This is a genomic window from Streptomyces sp. NPDC050658, assembly GCF_044457025.1.
In the GTDB taxonomy this organism is placed as follows: domain Bacteria; phylum Actinomycetota; class Actinomycetes; order Streptomycetales; family Streptomycetaceae; genus Streptomyces.
The window spans coordinates 482,973-495,452 of sequence record NZ_JBITGM010000001.1; the positions used below are offsets into that span (position 1 = coordinate 482,973).

Consider the following 12,480-nt stretch of genomic DNA (forward strand, 5'->3'; position numbering starts at 1 on the left):
GAAAGGGTGCGTGTCTCGTGACCACCGCCCAGTCCCCCGTGGACCTCGACGTCCAGCCGACCCCGCTCGCCCTGCTGCTGCTCGGCCGCGAGGCCGACCCCAAGAGCGAGCGCGGCGTGGAGTGCCCCGGCGATCTGCCGTCCCCCTCCGACCCCGACCTCGTCGAGCGCGCCCGCGCCGCCAAGGAGAAGCTCGGGGACAAGGTCTTCGTGCTCGGCCACCACTACCAGCGCGACGAGGTCATCCAGTTCGCGGATGTCACCGGCGACTCGTTCAAGCTGGCCAAGGACGCGGCCGCCAAGCCCGAGGCGGAGTACATCGTCTTCTGCGGCGTGCACTTCATGGCCGAGTCGGCGGACATCCTGACCACCGACGACCAGAAGGTCGTGCTCCCCGACCTGGCGGCGGGCTGCTCGATGGCCGACATGGCCACGGCCGAGCAGGTCGCGGAGTGCTGGGACGTGCTGACCGAGGCCGGCGTCGCCGAGCAGGTCGTCCCCGTCTCGTACATGAACTCCTCGGCCGACATCAAGGCCTTCACCGGCAAGCACGGCGGCACGATCTGTACGTCGTCGAACGCCAAGCGCGCCCTGGAGTGGGCCTTCGAGCAGGGCGAGAAGATCCTCTTCCTGCCGGACCAGCACCTCGGCCGGAACACCGCGGTCCGCGACATGGGCCTCTCGCTCGACGACTGCGTGGTCTACAACCCGCACAAGCCGGGCGGCGGCCTGACCGTCGAGCAGCTGCGCGACGCGAAGATGATCCTGTGGCGCGGGCACTGCTCGGTGCACGGGCGCTTCTCGCTGGAGTCGGTGGAGGACGTGCGGGCGCGGATACCCGGCGTGAACGTCCTCGTCCACCCCGAGTGCAAGCACGAGGTCGTGGCCGCGGCCGATTACGTCGGCTCGACCGAGCACATCATCAAGACGCTGGAGGCGGCTCCCGCCGGGTCCAAGTGGGCCATCGGCACCGAGCTGAACCTGGTGCGCCGCCTCGCGAACCGCTTCGCCGCCGAGGACAAGGAGATCGTGTTCCTCGACAAGACGGTCTGCTTCTGCTCGACCATGAACCGGATCGACCTGCCGCACCTGGTCTGGGCCCTGGAGTCGCTGGCCGAGGGCAACCTCGTCAACCAGATCGAGGTCGACCGCGAGACCGAACAGTTCGCGAAGCTGGCCCTGGAGCGGATGCTGGCGCTGCCGTAGCCCTCCGTAGACAGCACGTAAGGGGCACCCGCCATTGCGGGTGCCCCTTACCGCGTCCTACGCTCCTTGAGCGCGGCCGCCAGCGCGTCCAGCGCCGGCACGGACGCGGCCAGCGCCGCACGCTGCTCCTCGGAGAGCGTGGCGAGCGCGTCGGCGAAAATCTCCGACCAGGCGTTCTCGATCAGGGCCATGCCCTGCTCCGCCTTGAGAGTCGGCTTCAGGCGCACCACCCGGCCGTCGTTCGGGTCCTTCTCGCGCTCCAGGTGCCCCGCGTTGACCAGACCGCGGACCGTGGCGCTCACATTGCTGGCGTGCAGGCCGAGTTCGCGCGCCAGGACGCTCACCGTCACACCTGGTTCCGCGTGGACGTAGCGCATCAACTCCAGCTCCGACGGCGGCAGCCGCCACAGCCCCGCCTCCTCCATGCCCTGGAAGCGCAGGACGCGCGAGAGGGCGTACAGCGGCGGGGTCAGCTCCCCCGCCTGCCGGAAGAGCTGCCGGTCGGTGTCGTCCTCGGCCTCGGTCCGTGCGTTCTGCTTCTCGGTCACTCCCCCATGCTAGCGCTAGCTATAGTTATATAACTATCTCGATCTCCCGTGATCGGTTCCCCGGCCGATCCCTGCCCGGAAGGGTTTCTCCGTCATGCCCTTGCTCACCGCCGCGCTCGCGCTGCTGACGTTCATCGGTCCCCTGTCGACCGACATGTATCTGCCCGCCTTTCCGCGGATGGCCGAGGAATTGGGCACCGACGCCTCCGGGGTGCAGCTCACGCTGACCGCGTTCCTGGTCGGGATGACGCTCGGGCATCTCGTCTTCGGGCCGCTCTCCGACCGGTACGGCCGACGCGTGCCGCTGCTCGCGGGCGCGGCCGTGTGCACCGTGGGGACCGCGCTGTGCGCCGTGGCGCCCTCGCTCGGATGGCTGGTCGCGCTGCGGTTCGTGACCGGGTTCAGCGGGGCGGCGGGGGTCGTGATCAGCCGGGCCGTGGTCTCCGACCGGGTCCAGGGGGCCGCCGCGGCACGGCTGTTCGGGATCCTGATGACGCTGGCCGGGATCGCGCCGATCCTCGCGCCGCTGGCCGGTGGCGCGGTGATCGGGGCCGCGGGGTGGCGTGGCGTGTTCTGGGTGCTTGCCGGGGTCTCGCTGCTCGTGACGCTGGCCGTCGTCGTCGGCGTACCGGAGAGTCTGCCGAAGGAGCGGCGGCAGACGGGCGGGGTGCGGGCGGTGGTGGGCTCGGTCCGCTCCGTCGTGGGCGACCGGGCCTATGTGGGGTACACCCTCGCGTTCACCTTCGGGTTCGGGATGCTGTTCTGCTACATCGCCGGGTCGCCGTTCCTGCTGCAGAACGTGCTGGGGATGGGGGTGGGGGCCTCGTCCGTCGCCTTCTCCGGTGGTGCGGTGGTCGCGACGGTCTCCAGTGCGGTGGGGGCGCGGATCGTGGGGCGGGTCGCCCCTGAGGCGTTGCTGCGGGGCGGGCTCTCGGCGATGTTCGCCGGCTCCGCGGTGCTGCTCGCCGTCACGGTGACGGGGCTGTTGTCGACGGTGCTGTGCCTGGGGCTGATGGCCGTCGTGTTCGGTGGGCTCGGGCTCGTGGTGGCCAACTCGGCGGCGCTGGCGCTGGCTCGTGTGCCGTACGCCTCCGGCGTGGGGTCGGCATTGCTGGGCACCGCCCAGAGTGCGCTGGGCGCGGTGGTCGCTCCGCTGGTGGGGCTGGGTGGGGATGCCACTGCCGTGCCGCTGTTCGTGGGGATGACGCTGTGCAGCGGGCTCGCGCTGGCCGCGCCGGCTGTCCTGGTACGCGGACGGGGTGCCCCTCTTCTTGAGGAGCACCCCGTGCCGGGTGACGCCGAACGCCTCGTCTGACGCTTGCCCGGCGCTTGTGCGTTGTGCCCACCCGTTCCGCCGTGCGGAACGCCTGCCCACAACGCGAGCGGCTAGATCTTTGCGGGCTCCGGCTCGCCCGCATCAGCGCTGGCCTGCGGCGGTACCCCCGCCTTCTTCGCCCGCTTCGCCGCGCGCTTGGCGCGCCGCTTCTCCTTGCGGAGCTCCAGCATCGCGTACAGCGTCGGGACGAGGAGGAGGGTCAGCAGCGTCGACGTGATCAGACCGCCGATCACCACCACCGCGAGCGGCTTGGCGATGAAGCCGCCCTCGCCCGTGACGCCGAGCGCCATCGGGAGGAGCGCGAAGATCGTCGCCAGGGCCGTCATCAGGATCGGGCGGAGCCGGTGGCGGCCGCCCTCGACGACCGCCTCGACGACGCCGTAGCCCTGCCTGCGGTACTGGTTGATCAGGTCGATCAGGACGATCGCGTTGGTCACCACGATGCCGATCAGCATCAGCATGCCGATCATCGCGGGGACGCCCATCGGGGTGTTCGTCGCGATGAGCAGACCGATCGCGCCGGTCGCCGCGAACGGGATCGAGACCAGCAGGATCAGCGGCTGGACCAGCGAGCGGAACGTCGCGACCAGCAGCATGAAGACGATCGCGATCGCCGCCAGCATCGCCAGGCCCAGGGACGCGAACGCCTCGTCCTGGTCCTCGGAGACACCGCCGATGGACGCCGTGGCGCCGTCGGGCAGCTTCAGCGCGTCGAGCTTCTTGGTGAGGTCCGCGCTGACCGCGCCCGTGTTGTCGCCGGTCGGCTTCGCCGTGATCGTCGCGGCGCGGGCACCGTCGATCCGGGTCATCGAGACGGGCCCGTCGGCCAGCTTGACCGTGGCGATGTCACCGAGCTTCACGGAGCCGAGGTTCAGCTTCCGCAGCTCGTCCAGGGTCTTCGCCGGACGCGCCGACTTCACCACGACATCGCGCTCGGTGTCGTCGAGGATCGCCTTGCCGCTCTGCGTGCCGCGCACCGCCTGGGCGACGGCCTGGCCGAGCGTCGTGTCGTTGAAACCGGCCGCCGCCGCCTTGGAGTTGGCCTTGACCGTGATCCGCGGAATGCTCTGCGAGAGGTCGCTCTGCACGTCCGTGACGTCGTCGAGCTTCGCGACCTCCGCACGGACGTCGTCGGACGCCTCGCGCAGCACCTCGGCGTCGGCGGCCTTGACGACCACGCTCAGGTCCTGGTTGCCGAAGCCGTCACCGGCCGCGACGGACGTCTGGCCGATGCCGGAGAGCTTGCCGAGCTCCTCCTCGACGAGGTCCTGCGTCTTGTCGTACGACGCCTTGTCCTTGAGCGTCAGCGTGTACGAGGCCTGGTTGGTGTCCGTGCCGCCGCCGAAGGCCGCCATGAAACCGGAGGAACCGACGGTGACCTGGTAGTCCTTGATCTCGTCGATGCCGTCCAGCATCTTCTCGATCTTCTTCGCCGACGCGTCGGACGCCGCCAGGCTGGTGCCCGGCTTCAACTCCTGCTTGATGGTCAGGACTTCCTGCTCGCCCTGGTCGAAGAAGTTGGTCTTCAGGAGCGGCGCCATGCCGAACGTACCGACGAGGACCACGATCGCCAGGACGACGCTGGTCAGCCTGCGGCGCGTGGCGAAGCGCAGGACGGGGACGTAGATGCGCTGGAGCCTGCTCTTCGCCTCCTTCTCCTCGGCCTTGCGGCGGGCCTCCTCCGGGTCGGCGCCGCGTACGTCCTTGGGGGCGCGCAGGAACCAGTAGGAGAGGACCGGGACGACCGTCAGCGAGACGAGCAGGGACGCGAGCAGCGCCGCCGTCACCGTCAGCGAGAACGAGCCGAACAGCTCGCCCACCATGCCGCCGACCAGGCCGATGGGCAGGAACACCGCGACCGTGGTGAGGGTCGAGGACGTCACCGCGCCCGCGACCTCCTTGACGGCGGTGAGGATCGCGGCCTCGCGCTCCTCGCCGTACCCGAGATGGCGCTTGATGTTCTCCAGGACCACGATCGAGTCGTCGACGACGCGGCCGATGGCGATGGTCAGCGCGCCCAGTGTGAGCATGTTGAGGGAGAGGTCCCTCGTCCACAGCACGATCAGGGCGAGGACCACCGAGAGCGGGATGGAGACCGCCGTGACCAGCGTCGAGCGGAGCGACGCCAGGAAGACCAGGATGACGATGACGGCGAAGACCAGGCCGAGGGCGCCCTCGGTGGTCAGGCCCTCGATGGACTTGGAGACCGCCGGGCCCTGGTCGCTCGCGACCGTGAGCTCCGAGCCCGCGCCGAGATCCTTGCGCAGGTCGGGCAGCTTGTCCTTGACCGCGTCGGAGATGGCGACGGCGCTGCCGTCCTGGTCCATGGTGACCGCGACGGCGAGGCTGGGCCTGCCGTTGGTGCGGGTGATGGAGGTGGCGGACGCCGGCTGCTGCTCGACCTTCGCGAGGTCACCGAGGCGCACCGGCTTGCCCGGCCGCTCCCCCGGCTTGGCCTCGGGCGTGACCATCAGGTCCTTGATCTGCTTCAGCGAGGTGTAGCCGCCGCCGACCTGGACGGTGCGGTTCTTGCCGTCCTCGTCGAAGGAGCCCGCGGGGAGGGTGCCGCCGCCGGCCTGGAGCGCCTGGCCGAGCGCGGCCGGGGTGAGGCCCGCCTTCGCCAGCTTCTTGTCGTCGGGGGTGACGTCGACCTGGAGGTCGCGCACGCCGTCGACGGTGACCTGGCCGACGCCGTCGATGTCCTCCAGGGCCGGGACGACCGTGCGGTCCAGCTGGTCGGAGAGCGCCTGCTGGTCCTTGTCGGAGGTGACGGAGAGGACCACGGTCGGTATGTCGTCCGTGGAGCCCGCGATGACCTGCGGGTCGACGTCGTCGGGGAGTTCGGCCCCGGCGCGGTTCACGGCCTGCTGGACGTCGGCGACGAGCTGCTTGGAGCCGCTGCCGTAGTCGAACTGGGCCATGATCACGGCGTTGCCCTCGCTCGCCGTGGAGGTGATGCCGGTGATCCCGTCGACCGCGTCGATGGAGGACTCGAGCGGCTCGACGACCTGCTTCTCGACCACATCGGGGGACGCGCCCTGATACGGGGCCAGGACGGACACCATCGGGAGTTCGATGGAGGGCAGCAACTGCTGCTTGAGCTGAGGGATCGCGATGGCGCCGAAGATCAGCGCGACAATCGACATCAGCCCGATCAGGGCCCGTTGGGCCAGACTGAATCGGGACAGCCAGGACATGGTGGTCTCTCTCTGTGGCGTACTGCGCGGGGACGGGCACCGGCAGACCGGTGCCTCCTACACCCTCAGCCATGTCCCGGGTGGGAAACCTCACTCCCGGGGCCCGTTCTTATCCGGCGCCTACTGCGGGCGCAGTACGTCGCGCCCCGCGTCACTCCACCCTTGGACGTACCAGGCCCGATTCGTAGGCGATGACGACGAGTTGTGCCCGGTCGCGGGCGCCGAGCTTCGCCATCGCGCGGTTCACATGGGTCTTCACGGTGAGCGGGCTGACCTCAAGGCGCTCGGCGATCTCGTCGTTCGAGTGCCCGCCCGCGACCTGGACGAGGACCTCACGCTCGCGCCCGGTGAGCGCGTCGAGCCGCTCGCCGCGCGCGCCCGCCTGGCCGTCGTCGTCCGAACCCTCGCCCTGCGCGAGGAACTTGGCGATCAGCCCTTTGGTCGCCGCCGGGGAGAGCAGCGCCTCGCCGGCCGCCGCGATGCGGATCGCGCCGAGCAGTTCGTCGGGCTCGGCGCCCTTGCCGAGGAAGCCGGAGGCGCCCGCGCGCAGCGACTGCACCACGTACTCGTCGACCTCGAAGGTCGTCAGCATGACCACGCGTACGTGGGCGAGTTCGGGGTCCGCGCTGATCAGCCGGGTGGCGGCGAGGCCGTCGGTGCCGGGCATCCGGATGTCCATCAGGACGACGTCGGCGCCCTTCGCCCTGGCGAGTTCGACGGCCTCCGCGCCGTCCGAGGCCTCGGCGACGACCTCCATGTCGGGCTCGGAGTCGACGAGCACCTTGAACGCGCTGCGCAGCAGCGCCTGGTCGTCGGCGAGCAGCACCCGGATCGTCACGCGGTGGTCCCTCCCTCTGCCGGTCCTACCGGCTCGGCCGTGACCGGCAGGATCGCATGGACGCGGAAGCCGCCGCCGTAGCGGGGGCCCGCGGTGCAGCGGCCGCCGAGCGCGCTGACGCGTTCGCGCATGCCGATCAGGCCGTGCCCGCCGCCGCTGTCCCGCTCCGGATCGGCGACCGCGCCCGGTCCGTCGTCGAGGACGGTGACCTCGATGTTCGGTCCCACGCGGACGACGCTGACCTCGGCCTTGGCGCCGGTGCCCGCGTGCTTCTGTACGTTGGTGAGGGCTTCCTGGATGATCCGGTAGGCGGCCAGGTCGACTCCGGCGGGGAGTTCGGTGACCGCGTCGCCGAGGGTCACCTCCACGGGGAGCCCCGCATGCCGGAAGGTGTCCACGAGATCGTCCAGGCGGGCCAGTCCGGGCGCCGGTTCGGTGGGGGCCTCGGGGTCGCCGGTCTGCCGCAACAGGCCGACGGTGGCGCGGAGTTCGTTCAGCGCGGAGCGGCTGGCGTCGCGGACGTGGGAGAGGGCTTCCTTCGCCTGGTCGGGCCGCTTGTCCATGACGTGCGCTGCGACGCCGGCCTGCACGTTGACCAGGGCGATGTGGTGGGCGACCACGTCGTGCAGATCGCGGGCGATGCGGAGCCGTTCCTCGGCCACGCGCCGCCTGGCCTCTTCCTCACGGGTCCGTTCGGCCCGCTCGGCGCGCTCCCTTATGGCGTCGACGAAGGCGCGGCGGCTGCGCACCGCGTCGCCCGCGGCGGCGGCCATGCCGGTCCAGGCGAAGATGCCGAGGTTCTCCTGGGCGTACCAGGGCAGCGGGCCCACGAGGGTCGCCACTCCGGTGAGGCCCGCCATGGTGACCAGGCCGACCCGCCAGGTGGTGGGGCGGTCGGTGGTGGCGGCGACGGTGTAGAGGGCGACGACCGCGCTCATCACCACGGCACCGCGGAACTCGCCGGTGACGAGGTCGGTGACGGAGGCGCTGCAGGTCACCCCGAGCACGATCCAGGGGGCGCGGCGGCGGAAGATCAGGGCGGTGGCGCCGACCACCATGAGGATGACGCTCAGGGTGTCCGGGGTGCGGGTACCCCACGTGGGCTGCCCGTTGCGGCCGTACGGCTCGATGAAGGATCCGATGACCATGCAGATGAGGACGGCCGCCGCGAGGGCGCCGTCCACGGCCAGGGGATGCGCCTTGGCCCAGCATCGACCGCGCCCGAGAGTCGTCACGCCTTAAACGGTACGGGGCCCTGCGGGCGGCTGTGACCGGTCCTGCGGCTCGGGCCCGCTTTGGTCAGCCGGGGTCGCCTCAGGCCTCAGCCCGGGATCAAGCCGTCGTCGCTCAGCATCTCGCGGACCTCTTCCAGCGTCGCGTCAGGCGCCGGAAGGATCAGCTCGGAGGGTTCGAGGGCGTCGTCCGGGAGGGGGTCGCCCAGCTCCCGGACCTTGTCGAGGAGCGCGGACAGTGTGCGGCGGAAGCCGGACTCGTCGCCGCTCTCCATCTCGGAGAGCAGCTCGTCGTCCAGCTTGTTCAGTTCGGCGAAGTGGCTGTCGGCCAGCTTCACCTGCCCCTCCCCCATGATCCGTACGATCATGTCGCCCTCCTCGGACGTGAGCTACTGCTTGTCGAAGCGCGGGGTGTCCTGCGGCTCCTTGGCCTGGGGCTGTCCCTGACCCGGCTCGATGGCCTGCTTCGGCGTCGAGCCCCCTGCCAGTTCCGCCTTCATGCGCTGCAGTTCCAGCTCTACATCAGTACCACCGGAGAGGCGATCCAGCTCGGACTGGATGTCGTCCTTGGCGAGCCCGGAGGAGTCGTCGAGGGCACCGGAGGCGAGCAGCTCGTCGATCGCGCCGGCCCGCGCCTGGAGCTGCGCGGTCTTGTCCTCGGCACGCTGGATCGCCATGCCGACGTCGCCCATCTCCTCGGAGATGCCGGAGAAGGCCTCGCCGATCCGGGTCTGCGCCTGCGCGGCGGTGTACGTCGCCTTGATCGTCTCCTTCTTCGTGCGGAAGGCGTCGACCTTGGCCTGGAGCCGCTGCGCCGCGAGGGTGAGCTTCTCCTCCTCGCCCTGGAGCGTCTGGTGCTGCGTCTCCAGGTCCGTCACCTGCTGCTGGAGCGCGGCACGGCGCGACAGCGCCTCGCGGGCCAGGTCCTCACGGCCGAGGGCGAGGGCCTTGCGGCCCTGGTCCTCAAGGGTGGAGGACTGCTTGTTGAGCTGGGCGAGCTGCAGTTCAAGGCGCTTGCGCGACGTCGCCACGTCGGCGACACCCCGGCGCACCTTCTGCAGCAGCTCCAGCTGTTTCTGGTAGGAGTAATCGAGGGTTTCGCGCGGGTCCTCGGCCCGGTCAAGGGCCTTGTTCGCCTTCGCGCGGAAGATCATCCCCATACGCTTCATGACACCGCTCATGGGCTTCGCGCGCCCCCTTCTGACGGACTTCCAGCTCCAGGTACTGCAACAGAACCCACAGTACGGGCCCTGCATCCATTACCGCACTGTTCGCGTGCGGATGCGCTCATCCCCAAGGACGACTGCGTGCGGCTCTGCTCCGGCGTAGGGAGTAGGTGCACCCCCGGGAACCGTCCGCCGACCGCCCGTCAACCACTTGCAAAGCACACGGAACGTCCCTTTAGACACACAATCAAGACGCCCGGTGTTGCCGGATCGTTCCCACTCGGGCTGTGGTCCATGCCCCCGCACCCCGTACCCTTGGGTTTTGTGTTCCGTAGCCGATCCAAGGACGAGAAGGCCCCGGCAGCCAAGGCCCCGGTGACCGACTCCCAGCAGCCCCGTGACCCGCAGGCCCCGAAGGGCCGCCCCACGCCCAAGCGCAGTGAGGCCCAGACCCAGCGCCGCAGCGTGGCCAACACGCCTGTGACGCGCAAGGAGGCGGCGAAGCGGCAGCGCGACGAGCGCCGTGTCCAGATGGAGAAGCAGCGCCAGGCCCTCGCCAGCGGCGACGAGCGCTATCTCCCCGTCCGCGACAAGGGTCCGGTGCGCAAGTTCGCGCGTGACTTCGTGGACTCGCGGTTCTGCATCGCCGAGTTCTTCCTGCCGCTGGCCGTGATCATCCTCGTACTGAGCATGGTCCGGATCCCGCAGCTGCAGAACATCGCGCTGCTGCTCTGGCTCTTCGTGATCGTGCTGATCGTCGTGGACTCGGTCGCCACGGTGTTCCGCCTGAAGAAGCGTCTCGCCGAGCGCTTCCCGGACGAGAACAAGAAGGGCGCCGTCGCCTACGCCCTGATGCGTACGCTCCAGATGCGCCGACTGCGTCTGCCGAAGCCGCAGGTCAAGCGCGGAGAGCGGCCCTGAGCGGATTCACCGGCGGCGCCGCCGCCTGGCTGGAGAAGCTGGGCGGTCTGCGCAATGCCGTACGCCAGGAGCTGGTGACCCGGCAGCTCGACGAGCAGATAGCCGGGCGCTTCCCCGTGGGGCAGCGACTGCGGGTGCTCGACGTCGGCATGGGCCAGGGCACGCAGGCGCTGCGGCTCGCGCGCGCCGGCCACAAGGTGACGGGCGTCGAGCAGGACCCGGAGATGGTCGCCACGGCACGGGCGGCGCTCGCCGCCGAGCCCGAGGGCATCCAGGGGCGGGTCAGGATCATCGAGGGCGACGGACGCGAGACCGGCGTCCACTTCCTGCCCGGCAGCTTCGACGTCGTGCTGTGTCACGGCGTTCTGATGTACGTCGACGAGCCGGACGCGCTGCTCGCCGGGCTCGCCCGGATGCTGGCCCCCGGCGGGCTGCTCTCCCTCCTGGTCCGCAACGCTGAGGCGCTGGCCATGCGGCCGGGGCTCGGCGGGGACTGGGCCGGGGCGATGGCCGCCTTCGACTCCACGACGTACCGCAATCGGCTCGGCATCGAGGCGCGGGCCGACCGGCTCGACGCGGTGTCGGCGTCCCTGGCGGGGATCGCGGCTCCCCTGCACGCCTGGTACGGGGTGCGGGTCTTCACCGACACGGCGGCGGACGACGCCGTACCGCCTCCGGAGGCGGAGCTGGCGGCGCTGCTCGCCGCCGAGGAGCGGGCCGGGCGTACTGATCCTTATCGGCGGGTCGCCGCCTTGCTGCATGTCTGTGGGGTGCGGGACTAGCCCGCCCACCCGATTGCCCTGTACCTAGGGCGACAGATTCGGGCAAACGTGACACTCGGGGCATGAATGTCTCGCGTACGCATCACGTCACCGCCGCCGCGGCCCTCACCGCAGGGCTCCTTCTCAGCGGCTGCGCAAGCTCCGGCTCCGGGGACTCCCGTGAATCCACCACGCAGGCCGCGCCCGCCGCCGCGAACGATCTGCAGGACGACTACCAGCAGGTCATCGAGGACGTGCTGCCGTCCGTCGTGCAGATCGACGCCTCCGACAGCCTCGGCTCCGGCGTCGTCTACGACACCAAGGGGCACATCGTCACCAACGCCCATGTGGTGGGCGACGAGCGGACCTTCAAGGTGACGACGGCGACCGGCGAGCAGACGCTGGGCGCCAGGCTCGTCGCCGCGTACCCCGAGCAGGATCTCGCCGTCATCAAGCTCGACGACGTGCCGAGCGGGCTCAAGGCCGCGAAGTTCGGGGACTCCGCGAAGGCCGAGGTCGGGCAGATCGTGCTCGCCATGGGGTCGCCGCTTGGTCTGTCCTCCAGCGTCACGCAGGGCATCGTCTCCGCGACCGGCCGGACCGTCAGCGAGGGCCGCTCGGGCGGCGGCACCGGGGCGACCATCGCCAACATGGTGCAGACCTCGGCGGCGATCAACCCCGGCAACAGCGGCGGCGCCCTCGTGAACCTCGACAGCGAGGTCATCGGCATCCCGACCCTTGCCGCGACCGACCCGGACATGGGCGACGGCGCGGCGCCCGGCATCGGGTTCGCGATCCCGTCGTCGATGGTGAAGACCGTCGCCGACCAGATCATCAAGGACGGCAAGGTCACCGATTCGGGCCGGGCCGCGCTCGGCATCACGGGACGTACCGTCCTCGGCGACGACTACAAGCCCGCGGGGGTCGCCGTGGTCGAGGAGCAGAAGGACGGCGCGGCGGCCAAGGCCGGCATCGAGACCGGCGACATCATCACCAAGGTGGGCGACACGGAGATCACCACGATCACCTCGCTCTCCGAGGCGCTCGCCGGGCTGAAGCCGGGCGACAAGACGCAGGTCACGTACGTACGGGACGGCTCCGACGAGACGGCTGACGTGACGCTCGGCGAGATGTAGCAGGAGACGCATGAGGTGAGGGGGGGGGGGGGGGGGGGCCCCCCCCCCCCCCCCCAAACAAGGGGTGCCCGAACCCCCGCGCCCCCGCCGCCCCCAGCCGCCGCCACCCCCCCGCTCACATGGTGCCGTCCACGCACACC

Annotated in this window: 11 protein-coding genes; 5 read left to right on the forward strand and 6 right to left on the reverse strand. The window is 70.5% G+C overall.

Annotation, left to right across the window (positions count from 1 at the left end; all coding sequences use genetic code 11):
• The first annotated feature begins 17 nt into the window (after positions 1–17).
• Positions 18–1,205, forward strand: coding sequence for a quinolinate synthase NadA (nadA, locus tag ACIBKX_RS02285; protein WP_363277320.1), 1,188 nt, complete (start codon positions 18–20; stop codon positions 1,203–1,205).
• Positions 1,206–1,252: 47 nt separating this feature from the next.
• Here nadA and ACIBKX_RS02290 read toward each other — a convergent pair whose 3' ends face one another.
• A complete protein-coding gene (locus ACIBKX_RS02290) occupies positions 1,253–1,753 on the reverse strand; it encodes a MarR family transcriptional regulator (protein ID WP_363277321.1) in 501 nt (166 codons plus the stop codon).
• A gap of 94 nt (positions 1,754–1,847) precedes the next feature.
• On the opposite strand from ACIBKX_RS02290, the gene ACIBKX_RS02295 reads away from it, so the two are divergent.
• Entirely contained in the window at positions 1,848–3,068 is a 1,221-nt protein-coding gene (locus ACIBKX_RS02295) for a multidrug effflux MFS transporter (protein WP_363277322.1), read from the forward strand.
• A gap of 71 nt (positions 3,069–3,139) precedes the next feature.
• On the opposite strand, the gene ACIBKX_RS02300 is transcribed toward ACIBKX_RS02295, so the two are convergent.
• The 5 genes from ACIBKX_RS02300 to ACIBKX_RS02320 form a co-directional block, all read right to left on the reverse strand.
• Entirely contained in the window at positions 3,140–6,286 is a 3,147-nt protein-coding gene (locus ACIBKX_RS02300) for an efflux RND transporter permease subunit (protein ID WP_363277323.1), read from the reverse strand.
• A 151-nt stretch (positions 6,287–6,437) separates the two neighbouring features.
• Positions 6,438–7,124, reverse strand: coding sequence for a response regulator transcription factor (locus ACIBKX_RS02305; protein WP_363277324.1), 687 nt, complete (start codon positions 7,122–7,124; stop codon positions 6,438–6,440).
• Positions 7,121–8,359, reverse strand: coding sequence for a sensor histidine kinase (locus ACIBKX_RS02310; protein ID WP_363277326.1), 1,239 nt, complete (start codon positions 8,357–8,359; stop codon positions 7,121–7,123). Before ACIBKX_RS02310 ends, ACIBKX_RS02305 begins: the two co-directional genes overlap by 4 nt.
• An 86-nt stretch (positions 8,360–8,445) precedes the next feature.
• Positions 8,446–8,724: a hypothetical protein gene (locus ACIBKX_RS02315; protein ID WP_363277327.1), complete on the reverse strand. Its 279-nt coding sequence runs from the start codon at positions 8,722–8,724 to the stop codon at positions 8,446–8,448.
• A 21-nt stretch (positions 8,725–8,745) separates the two neighbouring features.
• Complete coding sequence (locus ACIBKX_RS02320; RefSeq protein ID WP_363277328.1) at positions 8,746–9,537, reverse strand: PspA/IM30 family protein; 792 nt, start codon at positions 9,535–9,537, stop codon at positions 8,746–8,748.
• A 279-nt stretch (positions 9,538–9,816) separates the two neighbouring features.
• Here ACIBKX_RS02320 and ACIBKX_RS02325 point away from each other — a divergent pair, with 279 nt between their 5' ends.
• The 3 genes from ACIBKX_RS02325 to ACIBKX_RS02335 all read left to right on the forward strand — a co-directional run bounded on the left by ACIBKX_RS02325 (position 9,817) and on the right by ACIBKX_RS02335 (position 12,340).
• Positions 9,817–10,443, forward strand: a complete 627-nt coding sequence (locus ACIBKX_RS02325) for a DUF3043 domain-containing protein (RefSeq protein ID WP_363277329.1) — start codon at positions 9,817–9,819, stop codon at positions 10,441–10,443.
• Between the two features lie 74 nt (positions 10,444–10,517).
• A complete protein-coding gene (locus tag ACIBKX_RS02330; protein ID WP_363277331.1) occupies positions 10,518–11,225 on the forward strand; it encodes a class I SAM-dependent methyltransferase in 708 nt (235 codons plus the stop codon).
• A gap of 62 nt (positions 11,226–11,287) precedes the next feature.
• Positions 11,288–12,340, forward strand: a complete 1,053-nt coding sequence (locus tag ACIBKX_RS02335) for a trypsin-like peptidase domain-containing protein (protein WP_363277332.1) — start codon at positions 11,288–11,290, stop codon at positions 12,338–12,340.
• Positions 12,341–12,480: the final 140 nt, after the last annotated feature.

What these genes read in the sequence shown, in the direction of transcription:
- ACIBKX_RS02300 (WP_363277323.1), bottom strand. Translation starts at nt 6,286, where the DNA reads ATGTCCTGGCTGTCCCGATTCAGTCTGGCCCAACGGGCCCTGATCGGG.
- ACIBKX_RS02325 (WP_363277329.1), top strand. Translation starts at nt 9,817, where the DNA reads ATGCCCCCGCACCCCGTACCCTTGGGTTTTGTGTTCCGTAGCCGATCC.
- ACIBKX_RS02315 (WP_363277327.1), bottom strand. Translation starts at nt 8,724, where the DNA reads ATGATCGTACGGATCATGGGGGAGGGGCAGGTGAAGCTGGCCGACAGC.
- ACIBKX_RS02320 (WP_363277328.1), bottom strand. Translation starts at nt 9,537, where the DNA reads ATGAGCGGTGTCATGAAGCGTATGGGGATGATCTTCCGCGCGAAGGCG.
- ACIBKX_RS02335 (WP_363277332.1), top strand. Translation starts at nt 11,288, where the DNA reads ATGAATGTCTCGCGTACGCATCACGTCACCGCCGCCGCGGCCCTCACC.
- ACIBKX_RS02295 (WP_363277322.1), top strand. Translation starts at nt 1,848, where the DNA reads ATGCCCTTGCTCACCGCCGCGCTCGCGCTGCTGACGTTCATCGGTCCC.